Below are 19,864 nucleotides of genomic sequence, written 5' to 3'. Positions count from 1 at the left end.
AAGGTATAAAAGATAAAGTATTTACGATATATAAAAGGTTCATTATTTCACTAAAAAATTTAATATATGATACGTAAATTTCTCGTGATTTCTCAATATACAAAGTGTCTTCCTTGACGACAAATCTGAAATTTGTCGTTGTAGTTTATCATTATTGACGACAAAAGTTGGTGTTGATAACGACAAAAGTCTAAAGTTGTCGTTATTTAAAAGGAGATTTCTTATTTATTGCTGCATATAACGACAAAAGTGGGCGTTAATGACGATTCTTTTATTTTCTTTCGTCATTTACATTCTAATGACGAAAGAAATTGGCATTCAAAACGAATATATTTATATTTTTCGTCTTAATAAAGGGAATGACGAAAAATAATGGTGGTGTTAACAAATTTTTACATATATTTTCGTCCTTATTGGGTTAAATGACGAAAATATTTGGTGACATAAAGCAAGATTTATAGCTACTGCTTGTTGAAAGTATTTGTTTCACTCTGATCAGGTCAATGAACGATATATATATTTATATTTAAAGACTTTACGCAATTCAAAAGCCGTATGTATCAAGGTTTTTGCACGTTAAAAAACCACATTTTACGTAATCAATCACCACAATAACTTAAATAAGTGGTTTTGTGTTTATTACAACATTTTACGTAGTAAAAACCACATTTTATCACTTTTGTTATAGCTGTTTTGAAATTATTTATTTATAACCACTTTTTTTACCTATTGTGGTTTATTTAAAGGTGATCAATAAACTATTAAAGGTTTGAATTACCAATTTACGTTCGATTTGTTTAACGGTGAATTAGTAACTTAACCTTATTTCTATTCGTTAAATAACGTTTAATTTAAAGATTTAAGTACTTTGCGTAAAAATAAAGCTTGATATAACAGGGGGGTTGCCATTTGCATGACAAATAGAATGGCAGTTTGAAACCAGTAATTTAAAAAAATAGGTTTCAAACAGGATTTGAAACCAATAAAATGGCAATTTGAAACAAGTTTTTTAAAATCTTTTGCTTTAAAAATTTCCAATCATTATATCGTTATAAATGCCAACTTTTGCCGTTGCTAGCCGACAATTTAGGTGTTCATCCTCCCTTTAACCTTGATATAACAACATTAATTTTTAAATCCATATAATAATTTATATAAACAATTTATTTAAATTATGTCTGTATGCCTTAATGAATTATAGAAATCAACAATTAGAGGGATGACCTTAAGAGGGTGTATAATGATGAATTGTTGAAATTCTATATGAATCCCGTAGAATTATTCATGTTAACTTTATAAGAAATAATTGAAACGATAATAGATAAAAAAAAGAAAAAAATATTGATTACTGAAGCAAATGAAGAGTCACTAAGTATCACTTAGAATGCTTCAACTGTAGTTGCTAAAAAAGATTACGTGGTACAATCATCGATTTGAATTATCAAATTGCTTTGTATGGTGAAGAGTTCGTTTATATTGATATTCAGACAAGCGATTCCGACAAAATCTCCTAACATAGTTAACGATGTCAGTTAAAGAGGGGCTAGGAACTCCTGATCAACTAGATAAAGAGTTTGATCACTACGTTAATTTTAAACGTAAGGATGCAATTGATGCTGCGATGTCTGATAACGAACTACGTGAGTTAGTTTTATCTATGGCATTAGAAAAAGGTCTATTGAATACGTTAGATTTTTCTTCAGAAGTTGAAGCGGAGAACGAAGAACCAGTCGCAAACAATCCAGAATCCAGAACAACGTCAAGCAATTCAGTAGTAAAACAATTTTATATAATGTTTTTGATACCAGATGGCCAATGCCTTTCTGGTATTTTTTGCTTTTCAATTTAAGTATACGGTGGGAAGGTCAGAACTACTAGTGGGTGTCAGCATGATATCCTTACTTCATTTATTCTCCGTCTTAGCTAAACTATCTTCCACTTCGTCTAGTTCATTCGCTTGGGTTAGGTCAAAAATATTTCGAGTGCTTCATCAAAAATATTACTGTTCATTATATAAGTGTAGGCAAGGCTCCATCCAAAAATCTCCTATTCAAACCAAAAGAATAGGCAAGGCTTCATCCAAAAATCTCCTGTTCAAGCCAAAATGATAGGCGAAGCTTTATCAAAAAAACTTCTATTTATATTAGAAGCTTAGCCAAGGAATTGTAAAAAAATCTTATATTCATACCAATAGCTTAGGCAAGGTTTTGAGAAAAAATCTTGCATTCACTCCAAAGAGGGTAGGCTAGGCTTCAGGTAAATTTCTTCAAAAAATTTCCAAAGGCATGGGTAGGCTTTTTCAAAAATCTACTTAACTAAAGTGTAAGCCCTAAAGAAAAAAAGGCGTTTTTCACAAACTTTTTCTTGATGCAACAAGCTTCAAAAGCCTATTATATCAAGGTTAAAAGTGCATCAAGTAACTGCAAAAAGTGGTGCATTAGCGCATCAACTTGTAACAAGAAAATGATAAAAATGCACCATTTTCCCTTATGCTCTTCCAGTACTTTTAACCATTCACAAAGTATGCCTAGCTTACCTAGTAAAGCCTAGCAAGGTCAAACGGATAAAAAGGCACCTTTATATAGGGGATGCTTCAAAGGTCATGGGCGCAAATTAAAGGAGAAGTTTGAAAGGGGTGGCAATATGATTGAGCAGAAAAAGGAAGGTTAGGCAGTCAGCCCTTGCGTCTTAGAATGGGTTAGATTTTAAAAATAGGTGGTAGGGTGTTGGATAATTTTTGAATAGGTTGGTCTTGAGTAAGGGGAGATAGAAAGTAAAACAAGGGGAAGGGTTAGGGGGGGAGCGAGTGAATGTTTTTTTGCTGACATTGCATGGAACAGACGAGGCCTATAGTCAGATCTTCCAGCCGCTCTTGAAGTGGCAGCTTCCACTCAAGTGGTATGTTGCCAGCCTCTTTCTTGTGCTTTTGCTGGCATTTCCCTCTATCCGTCAAGACGGGGGCCTAGCCCAAGCATTGAGCTCTCGACCAATAGGAGGAGCTGGCTGCTTTCCTTTGCCACCTACGTCGTTGCGGCTATCCCGGTGGAGGAAGTAGCCAGGCGGGGGTTCGCGCTCCCGCACCTGCAGAAGCGCTATAGCGCCTTTGTCGCGAGCATGATCATCGGTGTCCTCTGGGCAGTCTGGCATGCTCCGCTCCTGTTTAATTTGGACAATGTCATGTCCACGTATCCGCTGCTGCCTTGGTTTGTCGACGCGATGATGGACTCAGTTATTTATGTTTGGCTCTACAATTCCACAAAGGGGAGCGTCTTTCTCTTGGTTCTTTACCATGCCTTGTCTAATACTTTGGGAGGTTTCGCGGGCTGGTCCACTGCTACTGCGAGCATCGTAATCGCCGCCCTCCTGCTCCTTATCTACAAACCGGCCACCATCTCGGCGAATGGCCGAAAGTATAGCCTTTCGGATTAGAAAAACTACTATAAAAGCAATAACTTGATATTCTTCAATTTTTTTTCCTCCTTCTTTTCTTATGATAGAACCATCAATTGATGATTAAAAAAAGAAAGAGGAATTGAATATGAGAAAGAACATAATGATGACAACAGGAGCCGTCTTGGCAGCCACAGGGGCACTGTTCCTAAATCCCCTGACGGCCAGCGCCCACTGCGATACGATGGACGGACCAGTGATTGGCGATGCGCAAAAAGCGCTCGCGGAGGAAAACTCTAGCTACATCGCGAAATGGGTATTGCCTGAACGGGAAGAAGACATTGAGGGTATCTTTGCTCAGGTGATGGAAGTGAGAGATGATAGCCCTGAGGCTCAGAAATTAGCCGATCAGTATCTCTTCGAGAATCTGGTCCGTATCCATTCAGAAATTTTTATCTAGCAGCCACCGAGGGTTCCAACTGGCCGAAGGCAAGCTGGAAGAAATGTTGCATGCCATGGCTATTGGCTAAAGAATGTTCTGCAGTCAGGAAGTCCAGTTACACAGAATTATTGACACTCCCCCTCGTTTTTCAATTCTAAAATAATAAAAAATGTTTAGTTTGCTATCGATTTTCTTTTCAAGTATACTGAATTAACAAAATTAAATAGTTATTTAATCCGGAGAGCCTTTTAAAGGAGGCTGAGAGTGCTAGAAGCAGATTCGTGAACCTGATCAACTTTATTGTTGCGTAGGAAGATTGTAATTTTTACTATACTCTTTTTCTGGATTATTAACTGGAAAAGGAGTTTTTATTTTGTCAAAAAAAGAATATGTCTCGTATGGTAGTTGTGCAGTAGGCGTTCCTGGTTCAAAAGAAGGAATTGCCGGAATTAGATTCAACTTAGCACCAATGTCTGATGACTTTGTGGATATTATCCTATCTTCACTTGAAAATGTAGACACTTCAATGGTGTGGAGTGAAACTGATCCCACTTCAACGGTTTATCGTGGTAGAGAATCGGCTGTATTTGACAGCGTTCGAGCAGTATTTTCTCAAGCATATCATGATGATGTACATATGAGTATTCATATGACTATCTCGAAAGGTTGCCCAGGAGATCACGATGCAGACTACACACTTGATTATGATGATAAGCGTATAAATAACCGCAACAGCCGCGAAATATCATTCCCCGTTGTTGGTAAGTTTTCGCTGTATCCAATGGGCTCTGATAACTATATGTCACTTATTGAAGAGGTTGTTAACAATGGGATTGACCGAGGTGTTTTTGCTGGAAGTGGACATTACACGACTTACTTACAAGGTGATGTACATGATGTCTTTGATTATTTAGAATATGTTGCAGAAAGGGCTGGCAAAGATGTTAGTCATTATATCATAGAAGCTTCTTTATTCTGTAACTTACCGGAAGGTGAATCATTATGAATAAAGAACCACTGAAATTAAGAGACTTTATTTTTATCGGATTAATCTCTGTCGCATTTGGAATTGTTTATTTAATTGCATTATATTTAGGAGCTGCTTTAACAACTGCCCTTACTCCAGTAGGTATTGGTATTTTAGGATATGAACCTTTTTATGGTATTTGGTTTATGGCACCTGTTGTTGCTCTTTATGTTCTTAGACGGCCAAGCGTTGGTATTATTACTGAAATATTTGCCGCTGTCATAGAAGTTGTTTTAGGAAATGTTTTTGGTCCAATTGTTATAGTAAGTGCCTTTATCCAAGGTTTAGGTGTTGAATTGCCTTATATGTTTACGAAGTATCGTCGCTATAACATGAGAAATTCAATGGTAGGTGCCGTTTTGGCTACAATTTTCAGTTTTATCTGGACTGCATTCAGAAACGATTATGCTTCACTTGAAATTTCTATTGTTATAGCTATCTTTGTTATTCGTTTAATAAGTTCACTTATTTTTACTGGATTTATTGCACATAAACTTTGTATTGCTTTAGACAACACTGGACTATTGAAATCTTATGGTGTCAGTCATGAAAAAGATAAATAATCACGGACTTGTTGTTGAACAATTAGAATTCTATCTAGAAAATAGCGTACAATTTTCAAATATGAGTTTTTCAATCAATCCTGGAGAAATTGTGCTCCTAGCGGGTGCAAGTGGATCAGGAAAAAGCACACTAGCAGGTGTTCTAACAGGATACTATCCTGAAAATGGCGGGACATTAAATTCCGGCACAATTTCTGTTTCGGGACAAGACATCTTATCTATGGACAATCAGGAATCTATGGAGTATATATCTGCATCATTTCAGAATGCCCGACTAGCATTTGCTATGGAAAATCTCTATCAAGAATTAATTTTTTGCTTAGAGAACAAAGGTTTTGATCCTTCATTAATGGATGAAATGGTTAAAGAACACGCAAATAAAACAGGAGTTACCGAATTGCTTGAACGTTCTTTTGATGCCATGTCTGGCGGAGAATTACAGCGAGCAAACTTTTCATGTTTGGAAATCATTGATCCACTCGTCTATATATTAGATGAACCATTTTCTAACTTGGATGATCAAAAAGCAAACGAACTTCAAGAAACAATTTTAGAACTAAAAAAACAAAATAAAATCATTCTAGTCATCGATCACCGTCTTGATAGGTGGCAATTCGTTGACCGAATGATGGTATTAAGTCGAGTGGGGCAACTTCTAGACACAAATATCTCACTTGATCCACTTTCTACTAACGATCAATCCCTACTTGAACAAGAAGGGTTATTATTAGAACTAGAAAAACCTCTGCAACGAGCAGAAGTATCAAATAACTTGGAGCCTATTTTTCAAATCGAAAATATTACGATTAAACTAGGAGAATATAAAACAAAGTGGCTGAAAAAAATGTGGCATCCTTACCGCATTTTATTAAAAAACTGCAACATGAAGATTTACCCAGGAGAATTAATTGCATTACAAGGAAAAAGTGGATCCGGTAAATCAACTATTTTTCAGACGATTCTGGGGGAATATCCTTTTGACGGGACTATGCATATGAAAGATTTAAAGTTTGATTCTAAGAATAGGAAAGATTGGCTTTCTCAAATTGGAGTTGTTTTTCAAGATCCTTCTCTTCAATTTTTAACAACTTCATGTTTTGAAGAATTGAATATTGGAGTGCAAGCTGTTTATCCTGAAAAGAATGAAGAAGAAACTACAAAATTAATCACTAATCTCTTGAAGCGACATAACTTAGAAGATCAAGCTTCTACTTCACCATGGCTTTTAAGTCAGGGTCAACAACGCCGATTAGCAGTACTTTGTATGTTAATTAAAGGACAGAGACTGCTACTAGTTGATGAACCAACCTACGGTCAAGATAAACAAAATGCACTCGAAATTATGAATAATTTAAATGAACTCAGGCAAAATGGAACGTCCATCATCTTCACCAGTCACGATCAGGAATTAGTAAAGCACTATGCTGATCGTGGTTATTTACTAGAAAACCAAGAGTTAATTGAGGTGTCCTATGATTGATCGCATTAACCCATTTATAAAACTAGTAACTGTTTTAGTCACCAGTTTACTCTTAATGTTCTCACCAGACTGGCGCCTCAATACTTTTATAATTGTGATTGTTCTCTTACTTCTATTTACTAGTAAAAGAGTTAAATTGAGGAAAGCATTAAAAATCATTCTTCCAGCTCTTATCTTATCATGTGCTTTCTTCATTACTGGATGGCAGTTTAGTCATACTGGCGGTACTGACATTAGTCTATCTGCGCAATCAACACGTTTTGTTATGAAAGATGCTACATTTTTAAATGGGCTACAATTAGGGACACGTATCTTTTCTTTCGCAGTACTCGGTTTATTAACAGCATTGACTATCTATCCAAATGAGTTAATTGCTAGTATGGTTCAGCAAGGAAAGTTATCGAATAGTCTATCTTATGGTGTTTTGGCATCTGTTTATCTAATCCCTTCAATGAGGAAAAATTATTCACAAGCAAAACTAGCTTATCAAGTTAGACAAATTAAATTGGGGAAATTTGATTATAGACCCATGATCGGACTCCTCATTCGGTCTATACGTTGGGCTGATGCATTGGCAATGGCAATGCATGCAAAAGGTTTTTCTGAAGAACGGACCCATTACATTCAAACTAAAGTGAAGTGGTATGATGTTGTTTTTCTCATTACGCTTCCCCTCATGACGTTAATCGGATTGGTATATCTCAGACTCCTCTAATTTAATTAAAAAATATTTTTACATTAGAAACGTATTTCGGTTGTACAATATTTGACGTTAGGGAATAAAAATGGTTCTATGTCAAACATACTAAGATTAGTAGTGTAATATACACGACGGTGGATTTACACTACTATTTTTTTATCGACGAATTGCAATTTAAGTGCAACAACAATAATAAAATAAAAAAGATCCATAGTTTTCCTATAAAATAGATGTACCAACCAACTATTAGAAGGAGAAAGCTATGAATCCATACACACATCTTACCATGAATGAGCGAAAAACAATATTCCTAATATATGAACAAGGCGAAACTATCGGGCATATATCCGAGACCCTGGACCGTTCTAAATCGACTGTCTCAAGAGAATTACATCGTAATTCGAACAAGGATGGCAGTTATTCACCGTCAACTGCTCATGGAGAGTATAAACGTAGAAAACAACTATGTGGCAGACATCGCACGCTAGATAAAGACTCTCTTTTCCAGTTGGTCAAACGACTATTTCTCAACGAACAATGGTCTACAGAAAAAATTTCTGGTCGTTTGAACCTTGAAAATTCCAAAAATAAGATCAGTTATAATACTATCTATCGTGCAATTTATCGTGGTGACTTCGATGAGCCTGGTTTATCAACTGGTAATCGAGGCGCTATCCGTAAATTAAGACACAGAGGTAAAACACGCCATTCTAAAAATCACGTAGAGAGAAGAGGAGGAAAGATTCCTATCTCCAATACGATTCATGAACGACTAGATAGCGCTAATGAACGAACTGAGATTGGTCATTGGGAAGCAGATACAGTTGCAGGTCAAACTGGTAAAGCGTGCTTAGTAACGCTAGTTGATAGAAAATCTAGGTTATTACTAATTGGTAAATCTGAGAAGAAAGCTTCTAAGCCGGTAGTTGACCAAATGATTAAATTACTACAAGGTATTGATTCTAATTTTTGTAAAACCATTACACCTGACCGTGGTAAAGAATTCAGTCAACACGCCCGATTGACTGAGGAATTAAATAATACGCAAATTTATTTTCCAGATCCTCATGCATCTTGGCAAAGAGGATTTAATGAGAATACAAATGGACTCCTTAGGGAGTACTCACCGAAAGGTGTTGATTTGACAGATGCAACTGATGAAGAGATACAAGGTTGGGCAACGAAATTAAATACACATCCCAAAAATGTTTGAATTGGAAAACACCTTATGAAATCTTTTATAAAACTGTGTTGCACTTAATTTGACAATTTAAGCCCTGAAAATAAAAATTATCGATCGTGCATTTTCGTAAAAGACGGGCAATTTGTTTTAGCAAAAAATAGCGAGTTACGTAGACCTGTAGATTCCAGTAAGAACTGGAAAACTGGCAACTTTTTTACTCGGTACAACAATATGATTGATAATTATATCGAGGATGGAAAAGTAATTGAAGAAAACGAGGTTTTAAGAACAGTAATCAATATGTCTTTCGATAGTCCTTCTCGAGTTACTGAATTAATATCAGGCCAGTCTACTAATGGGTGGCTGTTCTTTGATGATTTAAATGAGTTAAGAACTATGGATTAGATATAAAAAGAGGATACAATCTTTTTATATAGCTTATAAGTGTTGATTAGAGTTTGAAAAGTAATTATCTGGGAAAAGCATGACAGAATGGAGAGAGTTACAGCGGACTTTTCAATGTCTAAGTGAAAATACGTTTTTCCGGTTATAACAGTAAAGAAAATAATAAGTAAAATAATTAGGAGGTTATATCATGAAAAAAGATAAAGATTATTTGATAGCCCATTTAGATGAATTAAACGAGGAAGAATTTGATATGATTTATAATGAGTTAGATATCTATGATCGTGATGAAGTAGACGATGCTATCCGAGAATTTGCTGATCAATCTATCGGAGATGAGCATTGGGATTCTGATAATTAAAATTTGAGGATAAGTAAAGTACAATACAGCCATAATAACTTGGATTGACTAAAATAGAGTGAATAAGATGGAATTTATCTTATTCACTCTATTTTAGGCCGTTTCATAACTTAAGACTAATGAACATGAATTAACAAGTGTTACCTAATAAGGTTTGGTTATACTCATTTCTTATAATCATAAGGTGTAAAATCAATCTTAACGAAAGATATGGATTTAAAAAACGCATTTTAGTCCGGTTTCGTGGATAGTGATCCACTTTCAAATCTGAAACTGGCTTAAAATGCGTTATTTTCTCTTGATTACTGATTCATTTCATTTATACAGTAGCTTATTAAGCTTAAAATTCTAAAATACAAATACTCTCTAAAATCATCCGAATAAATAGGCTCTTTTCCGTTTTCGAAATGTCTAATATGGTAAGTATTGCCTATCTGTGTTAATTCCTGAAATTCTCTGCTTATCAACTCTTTTGTTACTGGTGATTCTTTACTAACTATATCAATTAGTCTTGTTACAGACTTCTTTTTATTTTCACCATAAATAGTCTTTAATCTTTCGAAAGTATCCCAAATTTTCTCTAATGCAATTTGCTTCTGTTTAGATTCCTTAGATCTTATATATATCTTCGATTCTTCTATTTTTTCATTAATTATTTCATCTATCGACCGAGGTGTAGTTTGATTTAATTGTTCATTCCCTTCATTCTCAATTTCCTCGTTAGATTGTTGCTCCACTGGATTAACAATCATATATGCTAATATAGCTTCTTTTAATTGTTCAAGTTCTGGCCGGTAATCAAATTCCGTTCCAGCGGAAGTCATTTTTCCTGATTCCCTAACATGTTTTGTTAGTCCAGGTAATAGAATAGAATATTTACTTCTTAAGTTTCTCCATAACTTCTCAGATCCATTCCGTGAAGATAGACTCTCCTCTATTTTTGGAAGATCAATCTTTATTTGTTCATAGACTTCCTTTGTTATTTTGACCATATCAGCAGTCCTTCCTTAGTAAGTTTAATTCTTGAAATCATAATTTATTTTAGGCTGAATGCATTTCGATTGCAGCAACGTTCGGTACATGTTGCAATCGTTATTTTTGCTTACTCTTTAAATATCGATAGAGAGTAGCTTTACTAATCCCGGTCATTTCAGTAATTTCTTTGCCACTATACGCTTTGCTCTCATATAGTTTCACGGCTCGTTCAATATCACGCGGGTTTACACGTGGTCTTCCGCCTATCCGACCTCGGGCACGGGCACTCTGGAGCCCCTCTTTCGTCCGCTCCACAATCAAATCACGCTCGAACTGGCTGAAGGCCTGGAAGACGGTCATCATGAGCCTCCCCTGCGGGGTGGTTGTATCGAAGTTCTCCTTCAGGCTGACCAGCTTCACGTCCTGCTCCTCGAAGTAGGTGACCAGGTCAATCAGATCCTTGGTGCTTCGTCCCAAGCGGGAGAAGCTCTCCACCACCACCGTGTCCCCAGGTCGCAATTTATCCTTTAGACGGTTCAACTCAGGACGATTGCTCTTAGTCCCTGTCATTTTCTCCGTCAAGATTTCGTTGCAATTTTGTTCCGCTAGCAAGTCTAGCTGCCGGTTCAGATCCTGGTGTTGCGTGCTGACGCGCGCGTATCCGTAGATATATCCACTCACAGTTCTAACCCCCCCTTTTAACTCTCATTGTATCACAAAGGGTGATTAAAGATACATAGATTTTGATACAACTTTTGAGACTAAAAAAGAGCGCTTTTAGAGAAAAAAGAGTTGCTTCTCAAAACAGTCTCATAATCGATTGTTTTTGAGACAAAGTAATTTATAAAAAATATGCCTCTAACGTTTTTAGAACGTTAAAGGCATATTAACTTCAGACAGTTATTACTATACCCTAGATTTATGGGTTTTGATAGAATTAATTAGATTTTAATAAACGAAGTCCATTCAGAATAACGACCAACGTACTTCCTTCATGAATAATGACACTGATTGCTATATCTGTTAGACCTAATAAACTCACTACAACTAAAAAGGCTACGACTGCCATTGAAAAAAGGATGTTTTGCCATATGACACGATTCATTTTAGAAGAAATTCCATGAGCTTTAACCAATTTAGATAAGTCATCCTGCATTAAAACTAAATCAGACACCTCTACTGCTACATCGGTTCCGTCTCCCATGGCAATCCCTACATTTGCATTCACAAGGGCTGGGGCATCATTTACACCATCACCCACCATTGCTGTTACGCCGTATTTCTCTTTTTGCTCGTCTATAATTCGAGATTTATCTTCTGGCATGACATTCGCGATTACTTCATCTATTCCTAATTGTTCAGCAACTGCTTTTCCTGTCATTTCTGAGTCGCCAGTGATTAGAGTGGTGTGTATGCCTTGTTCTTTAAAGTATTTAATAGTTTCTTTTGCATGTTCACTTGGAACGTCCATGAGAGCTATAAGTCCAATGACATTCTCATCTTCTGCTACATATACGACTGTCTTACCTTCTGATGCCCACTCATTATTTAAACGAATATATTCATTTGCAACCTCGTCAAATGAAGTTGGTTTTCCGATCCGATAATTTTTGCCGTTGTAATCTCCTGTCAACCCTTTACCAATCTGATTTTCTACTTCAATAGTCAGTTGATTTTTTTGTTCAAACTTTCTTAGAATGGCATCTGCTAAGGGGTGATTGGATTCTTTTTCAAGAGCTACCACGATATCAATCATATTTTCTTCGTTCACGGAATCAGCAAAATAATAATTGGTTACTTCAGGTTTTCCTTTGGTCAAAGTTCCGGTCTTATCAAACGCAATTGCTTGAGTATCGGCTAATTGAGACAGGTAAGAACTACCTTTTGAAAGGACGCCTTTTTTGGCCAGGTTAGAGGTCGTTGATAAAGTTACCGATACGGTAGCTGCTGCTAAAGCACAGGGTGAAGCTGCCACTAAAAGGACCAATCCTCTATAGATACTTTGTGACCATGTCCAGTCTAGGAGAAAAGGAGCCAATAACATGAATAACGGAATGGCAATTAAAACAACTGTAACGTATTTCGGTTCAAATTTTTGGATTATACTCGCAGCTTTTGTTTGGTTGTCTTGGTTCTGGTTTACTAACTGTAAAATTTTTGAAAATACTGTATCTTTATTTTCTTTAGTGACTTCCATTGTGAAAGTACCTGTTCCATTGATTGTACTTCCGAAAACGTCGTCTCCTTTGGACTTCTCTTTTGGGATACTTTCTCCATTAATAGACGACTCATCAATGGACGTAGAGCCTGACAAAATGACGCCATCAATGGGGACTTGATCGCCATTCAATACTTGAAGTTGATCTCCCACTTTTAATTCACTGATGTCAACATTTTTTGTACTGCCATCAGGCTGGATTAACCGGGCAGTCGTTGGATTCATTTCGAGTAATTTCGTGATTTCTCGTTTACTTCTTCCTTCAGCGTAATCTTCCAGGAAATGTGCGCCTGAAAAAATGAGAATCAACAACGTTCCTTCCCAAAAATTCCCTATCGCTGAAGCTCCTATAGCCGCTAATCCCATTAAAATATGAGAATTAGGCGTAAACTTATTATTTGCTTTTGTATTCTCAATTGTCTCTCCAAGACCTTCCAGAACAATGACATGATATCCTGCACTGATTGTAGCGATTGAGAATAAAATATTTCGCATTAACTGATAATCTTCATTCAAAAATAAAGCGATCACCGCTAAGGCTAAACCAATAAAGTATAAAACGATTGGCATTTTTCCGTGTTCATGGTCATGGTCGTGGTTGTGATTATGTTTTTCTTGAGATTGTTGTTCTTGGATATTTTCCATTTTTATCACCTTTCTATATAATTTATTTGATTTTTGTAGACTTTTTTGTGTCCTTTGTTTATTGTTTAACCAAGAGCAACGTCCAATGTCATCATGATAGCAAAACCAATCATAAATGCCATTGTCGCTACTTCGCTATGTCCATTCGTTTGAGAATTAGGAATCAATTCTTCAACACAGACAAATACCATGGCTCCTGCTGCAAAAGCTAATGCATAAGGTAAGATAACAGTTATCTGTGTGACCAGCCAAGCGCCAATAGTTGCTGATATAATTTCAAAAAGTGCACTGGATTGCCCCATATTAAATGCATGTCCCTTTGTACTGCCTTCTGCTCGAATAGGCATTGAAAGCGCAGCACCTTCGGGAAAGTTTTGCAGCCCAATACCCAGTGCAAGCACCAATGCACTTGTAATAGCAGAAACTCCTTGTCCAGCAGCTCCAAAAGCCACACCAATTGCCAACCCTTCTGGTATATTATGAATGGTTACCGCTAGAAACAAAAGGGTTGTAGACGATAAAGATGAAGCAACACCCTCAGTTTCCTCAACACCGCTTGTTCTATTATGCAAATGAGGGACCACGCCATCCACAACTCTTAAAAAGAGGCCTCCTACTAAAAAACCAACCAAAGCAGGCACAAATGACCAAATACCATAACCATTTTGCTCTGCAAAATCAATGGATGGCGCTAACAAAGACCAGTAACTTGCTGCAAACATAACCCCGGCAGCAAAACCATTCATAATGACAAGAAGTTTATCATTCACTTCATGAAATAAAAATACTAAACTCGAACCTAGGGCGGTCATTAGCCAAGTAAATACACCCGCTAATGTTGCTTGCCAGATTGGGTTTAAACTCAAAAACCAATCAACCATTAAAATACACATCCTTTAACTGCCGTAAAATATTTTTCAACTTGAGTTAGACTAATAGAAATAGTATAACTATACACCGACTTTTTTGTGTTTTGCAACTTCTGAACTCGCATGCTTGCCGAAGTAAGGCAAGGATTCATATATTTTGGGCTTATCCAGTATCCATCTCCTTTCATATGTAAATCGGAATGATTATGATTTACATATGAAGTTTCGTTCATATGTTTACGAAATCATAATAACTCACTGTATGAGCTTTGTCAAGACAAGATGCTTCTTGTTCAAATGGACTACTATTATGAATACAAAAGTCTTAATTTAGTCTATAAACTAAAAACTTGCATCGTTTTACTCATGTGGTATTATATATATGAATGAAAAATCATGTGAGAGGAATAAGAGCATATGGATACATCAACAACTTCGCCAATCAATAAAGAGAAGATCCAATCAATAAGCAAAGTATTCAAAGTGATTAGTGACCCTACACGCTTGTCAATTCTCTTTCTTTTACAGAAAGAAGAGCTCAGTGTTGGAAACATTGTGCTTGCATTGGATAAGGAACAGTCCGCGATTTCACACCAACTAAAAATATTGAAAGATTCACGTTTAGTGAAGGCAAGAAGAGAAGGGAAAAGCATGGTTTACAGTCTTGATGATCTTCATGTTTTCAGTATTCTCGAACAAGTCTTAACTCATATCAATGAACAAGAACAATAAAAGCTAATAAGGTATAAAACTAAATGGAGGTTTTTAAAATTTCAAAGTCAGAGAAACAAGAAAATCACTCGCACCAAAATCAACCGAATAAGAATATTAAAATTGCTTTTTTCACCAACTTTATTTTTTCCATGATTGAATTTTTCTTTGGGGCTCTTTTCAATAGTGTGTCAATTATGTCCGACACCGTTCATGATTTAGGAGATTCCATTTCTATTGGATTCGCTTGGTTTTTCCAGGGGTACTCAGAAAAGCAGCAAGATGAACAGTTCACTTTTGGTTATAACCGCTTTTCATTATTAGGGGCGTTGATAACTGGAGTAGTACTGATCGGCGGCTCATTTTTTATGATTTACCGAAGTATCCCACGTTTGATTGATCCGCAACCGGTTAATTACAGTGGCATGTTTTGGCTTTCACTCGTGGCTATTGGATTGAATGGATATGCGGCTTGGATTCTAAGCAAAGGGTCATCTAAAAACGAAGGCATGTTGAACCTGCATATGCTGGAAGACGTATTAGGGTGGATTGGGGTCTTGGTTGTGAGTATCGTAATGAACTTTACCGAGGCTTATCGATTGGATCCAATCTTATCGATTTTGATAGCACTCTATATCCTCTATAAAACTGTACCTGAATTTTTCAGTACAATGAAAATTTTATTGAACGGTTCGCCTGAAAATGTAAACGTAGAGAACCTGGCGAACTCCATTAACAATATTCCTGCTGTAAAGGATCTCTCTCATTTTCACATTTGGTCACTGGACGGAGAAGAAAATGCCCTTATCGTTACGGTTCTTATAGACTCTTCCGATATAAACAAGACTAGGGAAATCAAAGAAGAAATTGCAGAGCTTGCCCACACATCGGGTGTAAAGGATCATATCACAATAGAAATAACTACAAGTAAAGACGAACTGGAAAAAGGGTATGCTTATGGCAGTTAAAGTATTTATATATTGAAAAAAGGACTATTTTAAATCGAGTAGGAGACTAGCCAATTAATGGCTAGTCTCCTACTCGATTTATTAGTGCAAAGCACCCCTTAAATTTAATGCAAAATAAAATTACAATTTACACTTAATTGGCTTTTTTTACTTAATTTATCGGTTTCATAACTTATTGTTTTTGATACTGAAATCACAGAGAAAAAATAGAGTTTTTTTCTGATTTAACAATCTAATATAGATTCTAGTTAGTTAATAGAGTAACAATTCAGAGATTGTGTAGTTTCTTGGTCGAATTAATTATCACAAATAAGTTGAAATAAGAGAAGTCAATAAAAATGCCAAGAGGCTGGGAAACATTTACAAATCGGCGCTATAAACATTCACTCATTTGTTATAATAGATGCATAGTATTTAATTATGTATTTTAAACAATAAAAGTGATTACATTAAATTATATTTGGAGGATTTTACATGACTAAGGGAACAGCAACAGAACTATATCAATCATTATGGAATTCGGCAGATGTATTACGTTCTAAAATGGACGCTAGTGAGTATAAGAACTATTTACTTGGATTGATTTTCTACAAATATTTATCAGATACGATGCTAGTGCATTCATCGGAAATGTTGGAAGAAAAGACAGAAAACTTAGATGAAGCTTTAGATATGTACCGTGAAGCTTATGCGGATGATGAATTTAGCGAAGAGTTTCAATCTGCATTGGTTTATGAAATGTCCTATCGAATTAAACCAGAATTAACATTCTCTGCTTTGATGGAAGAAATCAATAACCATACATTCCAACGTGAACACTTACAACAAGGTTTACGTGATATTGAACAATCGTCAAACGTGTTTGAAGATTTATTCGAAGATATTGATTTAAACTCTAAAAAATTAGGTGCTACACCACAAAAACAAAACGATACGATTTCTCAAGTTATGAAAGCTTTAGATAATTTAAACTTGGCTAATTATGATGGGGACGCTTTGGGTGATGCCTATGAATACCTTATCGGACAGTTTGCGGAGGACTCAGGTAAGAAAGCCGGGGAGTTCTACATATCATAAAAATAGATAATGTTCATAAATTAGAAAGAAAAACTGAACAATAAATTTGTTAAATACTAAACTGTATGATGTTTCACTCACTAATTAGCTGAGTGTTTTTTTAAATCAAATAAAAAACAAAGGGGGTTGCCATGAATATAGAAAATATGGTACAGGGCATAGTTTGGTTACTAATTATAATCTACTTTTTCAGAACTATGTTTAAGAAAGAAGAAGAGAAGGATATTCCTACATTATTAATAACAGGTGGATTGAGTATTTTTTCCACTGATATTGATTTTCTTTTAAATTTAGTCAATTCAGATAGTAAGGGATTCCGATATACAGATATTATCCAGTACGTTTTTGGTTTAACATTAATTGTTATAGGAAGCTTTATAAGCTATCGTGAAAAGAAGCAATATCATGTTTTTAATTTATTAGGTGAAAATAACAAAATAGAATTAATAAAAAATGATTTTAAAGTAAAAAATATTAAAACAGGAATTGTACGCGAACGTAGCATAGATTTTATGTTGTTATTAGAATCACAGAAAATGAATGAAAAAACTAATGAACTTATTAATAAGATTATTCGTAGAGAAACTGAAACCATTAACAATTATCCGGTTAAAGATAACATTTATCTGACTTCAATGGCTGCGATCCCTTATACTGTACTTTTTGGCACCTACTTAAGTAATAGAAGTAATATTAAGTATATAAATTATAATAGGCTTGAATCTGAATTTGAGTTATTACCTAATGAGATTAAGAAAAGAAAACGCTTAAATATAAATGTGGAAAAAGACTTTTGCGAATCTAGAACAAATAGTTCAAACGAGGTATTGGTTTCTATTTCAGGTACTTTTCATATTCATGAAACTGATTTATCAAAGTTTGATGTAACAAATCAAGTAAAGATATCTTTTGATAATATCATTGAAAACAATCTATCTAGTCAGCAAGAAATTGTTACTATCGCAAATGAGATAGTAAATGAGCTGATAAATATTTCTAAAAGATTTTCGAGTATCCATGTTGCAGCTGCTATTCCAGGGATGTTATCACTTGAGCTTGGAAGATGCATTAAAAATAGAGAAAATCAATTACAGCAGATAATTTTCTACCACTATATTGCTCAATATAATTCAAGATATAAGTATGGAATAGTTGTTAATGGAAATAATAAAGAAGAATTAATAAAGAAGGGTTAAGAGAGAGGGATTAGTTATGTACGATCTATCTGAAGAACTAATTAATTTTTATAATGAGCATGTCAAGCTACCGCAAGATAGAATAGATGAATTATTTGAAAAAAAAGACATAAATATCTCTAGACTGGAAAAAGGATTAGAAAAATATAATGAAAAAAATAATACTTCTTATGTCGTTAAAGAGTCGTACGTTCAAGGTAGTGTGGGGATGGGAACAGTGACCCAAAATGAAGAGAAAGATTATGATATTGATGTTGGAATTTTAGTTGACGGAAATGGCTTAGATTCTATTGGCAGCGATAAAATAAAAAATGTTATATTGAGTGCTTTTAATCAACAAAATTTAAACTTTAAAACTCCTCCTGAAAAACATACCAACTGTATTAGGTTTACATATTATGATGGGTATCAAATTGATTTTGCTGTTTATAGAGACATAGATGTAGTGGAACACGCAGGAAGTGTGTGGAGAGAAAGAAGCCCTGAAGCAATCCAAAGTTGGTTTGATACACAAAAATTATATAAAGGTAACAGTTTGCCAGTAATTATCAAACTAATTAAAATTTTCAATAGATCAAGAGGTCATTGGAAAATGCCAGGAGGACTAATCACGACTATATTAGTTGAAGAATCATTAGCCACTGAACATAATACATTGGATAAAATCCTGTATTATACAATTGAAAATATCATCAATAGATTAGATATTGATGGAAATATTACAAGTCCGGTATATCCATACCAATCAATTCTGTATAATGAAAAAGATAAACAAAAAGTGGAATCGTTAAAAAAAAGATTAAAATCACATAAAGAAAAGCTAGAGATACTTAATAATCCTAATTGTACTAGATTGGATGCAATTGAAGCCTGGCAAACTCTTTTTAATCATACTTTTTGGGATAAATTATACTCAGAAGAAGAACAGAAAGTGAACGATAGCTCAAAAGTGGAGAATTATAGAGAACAGTACATCGAAGAATTATTTCCAGTTCTCTTAAAGTATCCCCTAGAAATTGATGCAAGTATTGAAATATCAGGATTCCGACCTAGTACTTTGTCAAATATTTTAAAAAAGAGACACTTTATACCTAAAAATAAGGAAATTAAATTTTTTATTCAGTCAATTGCGGTGCCAAAACCATATGATATTTACTGGAAAGTTAGAAATGTTGGCCCAAAAGCATATGAGCGAAATCAAATAAGGGGACAGATTTTTAAAACAAATAACAATACTCAAACGGAGACTTCTGATTTTAGAGGGAAACATTTTGTGGAATGTTATATTGTAAAAGATGGGGTTTGCATAGCTAGAGATCGAATTTATGTTCCTATTTGATACATTTTTCAATTAAAGAAAATTATAAAATACTATTAAATATTATATATATACCTGAATAATTCATAGTTTTTCTTTTAACGCTAACTAATGTTGATTTAACAAACTTTAACTCCGTCTTGTCCATCACCCATTAGGTGACGAAAAAAGAACCCCTTTCTGATATGGTTAATTCACGACAAACAACCAATAGAAAGGAGTTCTCTCAATGGTTACTTTACAAGAAACTGCTGCAAAATTCAATAATGATTTACATGTCTCTCATACAGGTGGTCGTTTATCCAGTGATTTTGGCTTAGTTCTTATAGATGAAAT

At 35.1% G+C, this 19,864-nt stretch carries 16 protein-coding genes, 2 pseudogenes and 1 riboswitch; of the genes and pseudogenes, 14 read left to right on the top strand and 4 right to left on the bottom strand.

Features of this window, described 5'->3' with window-relative positions:
• Window positions 1-1,525: 1,525 nt before the first annotated feature.
• The 9 genes and pseudogenes from CJ191_RS09280 (at window position 1,526) to CJ191_RS09125 (ending at window position 9,551) form a co-directional block, all read left to right on the top strand.
• A complete protein-coding gene (locus CJ191_RS09280; RefSeq protein ID WP_246819036.1) occupies window positions 1,526-1,849 on the top strand; it encodes a hypothetical protein in 324 nt (107 codons plus the stop codon).
• A 1,028-nt stretch (window positions 1,850-2,877) separates the two neighbouring features.
• Complete coding sequence (locus CJ191_RS09360) at window positions 2,878-3,429, top strand: CPBP family intramembrane glutamic endopeptidase (protein WP_102199220.1); 552 nt, start codon at window positions 2,878-2,880, stop codon at window positions 3,427-3,429.
• A gap of 109 nt (window positions 3,430-3,538) precedes the next feature.
• Window positions 3,539-3,850, top strand: coding sequence for a DUF6448 family protein (locus CJ191_RS05460; protein WP_102199219.1), 312 nt, complete (start codon window positions 3,539-3,541; stop codon window positions 3,848-3,850).
• A 209-nt stretch (window positions 3,851-4,059) separates the two neighbouring features.
• Window positions 4,060-4,163: riboswitch (TPP riboswitch) on the top strand.
• 42 nt (window positions 4,164-4,205) lie between these two features.
• Entirely contained in the window at window positions 4,206-4,838 is a 633-nt protein-coding gene (locus tag CJ191_RS05455) for a YkoF family thiamine/hydroxymethylpyrimidine-binding protein (RefSeq protein ID WP_102199218.1), read from the top strand.
• Complete coding sequence (locus tag CJ191_RS05450; RefSeq protein WP_003143653.1) at window positions 4,835-5,422, top strand: ECF transporter S component; 588 nt, start codon at window positions 4,835-4,837, stop codon at window positions 5,420-5,422. The genes CJ191_RS05455 and CJ191_RS05450 overlap by 4 nt, the downstream gene beginning before the upstream one ends.
• On the top strand, window positions 5,406-6,902 hold the full coding sequence (locus CJ191_RS05445; protein ID WP_180960943.1) for an ABC transporter ATP-binding protein: 1,497 nt from the start codon (window positions 5,406-5,408) through the stop codon (window positions 6,900-6,902). The genes CJ191_RS05450 and CJ191_RS05445 overlap by 17 nt, the downstream gene beginning before the upstream one ends.
• The gene (locus CJ191_RS05440; protein ID WP_102199216.1) at window positions 6,895-7,617 is read left to right on the top strand and encodes an energy-coupling factor transporter transmembrane component T family protein; all 723 of its coding nucleotides are present in this window, start codon (window positions 6,895-6,897) and stop codon (window positions 7,615-7,617) included. Before CJ191_RS05445 ends, CJ191_RS05440 begins: the two co-directional genes overlap by 8 nt.
• A gap of 247 nt (window positions 7,618-7,864) precedes the next feature.
• Window positions 7,865-8,868 (top strand): annotated as a pseudogene (locus CJ191_RS05435) (IS30 family transposase).
• Between the two features lie 512 nt (window positions 8,869-9,380).
• Window positions 9,381-9,551 (top strand): hypothetical protein, encoded by a 171-nt coding sequence (locus CJ191_RS09125; RefSeq protein ID WP_180960942.1) that lies wholly within the window; start codon window positions 9,381-9,383, stop codon window positions 9,549-9,551.
• A 302-nt stretch (window positions 9,552-9,853) separates the two neighbouring features.
• On the opposite strand, the gene CJ191_RS05430 is transcribed toward CJ191_RS09125, so the two are convergent.
• The 4 genes from CJ191_RS05430 to CJ191_RS05415 form a co-directional block, all read right to left on the bottom strand.
• Complete coding sequence (locus CJ191_RS05430; protein WP_102199215.1) at window positions 9,854-10,543, bottom strand: hypothetical protein; 690 nt, start codon at window positions 10,541-10,543, stop codon at window positions 9,854-9,856.
• A 100-nt stretch (window positions 10,544-10,643) separates the two neighbouring features.
• Window positions 10,644-11,207 carry a recombinase family protein gene (locus CJ191_RS05425; RefSeq protein WP_102199214.1) on the bottom strand — a complete coding sequence of 188 codons (564 nt, stop codon included), beginning with the start codon at window positions 11,205-11,207 and terminating at the stop codon, window positions 10,644-10,646.
• Between the two features lie 256 nt (window positions 11,208-11,463).
• Window positions 11,464-13,389 (bottom strand): heavy metal translocating P-type ATPase, encoded by a 1,926-nt coding sequence (locus CJ191_RS05420; protein ID WP_180960941.1) that lies wholly within the window; start codon window positions 13,387-13,389, stop codon window positions 11,464-11,466.
• A gap of 65 nt (window positions 13,390-13,454) precedes the next feature.
• On the bottom strand, window positions 13,455-14,270 hold the full coding sequence (locus CJ191_RS05415; protein WP_070468041.1) for a ZIP family metal transporter: 816 nt from the start codon (window positions 14,268-14,270) through the stop codon (window positions 13,455-13,457).
• Window positions 14,271-14,675: 405 nt separating this feature from the next.
• Between CJ191_RS05415 and CJ191_RS05410 the strand changes: the two genes are divergently transcribed.
• From CJ191_RS05410 to CJ191_RS05390, 5 genes and pseudogenes are all read left to right on the top strand, one after another.
• Complete coding sequence (locus CJ191_RS05410) at window positions 14,676-14,990, top strand: ArsR/SmtB family transcription factor (protein ID WP_003143660.1); 315 nt, start codon at window positions 14,676-14,678, stop codon at window positions 14,988-14,990.
• A 23-nt stretch (window positions 14,991-15,013) separates the two neighbouring features.
• The gene (locus tag CJ191_RS05405; protein WP_070468044.1) at window positions 15,014-15,937 is read left to right on the top strand and encodes a cation diffusion facilitator family transporter; all 924 of its coding nucleotides are present in this window, start codon (window positions 15,014-15,016) and stop codon (window positions 15,935-15,937) included.
• Window positions 15,938-16,411: 474 nt separating this feature from the next.
• Window positions 16,412-17,005: pseudogene (locus tag CJ191_RS05400) on the top strand (type I restriction-modification system subunit M N-terminal domain-containing protein); the annotation flags it as partial.
• A 140-nt stretch (window positions 17,006-17,145) separates the two neighbouring features.
• Window positions 17,146-18,210, top strand: coding sequence for an SAVED domain-containing protein (locus tag CJ191_RS05395; RefSeq protein ID WP_102199212.1), 1,065 nt, complete (start codon window positions 17,146-17,148; stop codon window positions 18,208-18,210).
• Window positions 18,211-18,226: 16 nt separating this feature from the next.
• Window positions 18,227-19,549, top strand: a complete 1,323-nt coding sequence (locus tag CJ191_RS05390; protein ID WP_102199211.1) for a nucleotide-binding domain-containing protein — start codon at window positions 18,227-18,229, stop codon at window positions 19,547-19,549.
• The last annotated feature ends 315 nt before the right edge of the window (window positions 19,550-19,864 follow it).

This window comes from Aerococcus viridans, assembly GCF_002871935.1.
Classification (GTDB): Bacteria; Bacillota; Bacilli; order Lactobacillales; family Aerococcaceae; genus Aerococcus; species Aerococcus viridans_B.
Note: the sequence above shows the minus strand (reverse complement) of the source record. Positions and strands in the feature narration are given on the sequence as shown.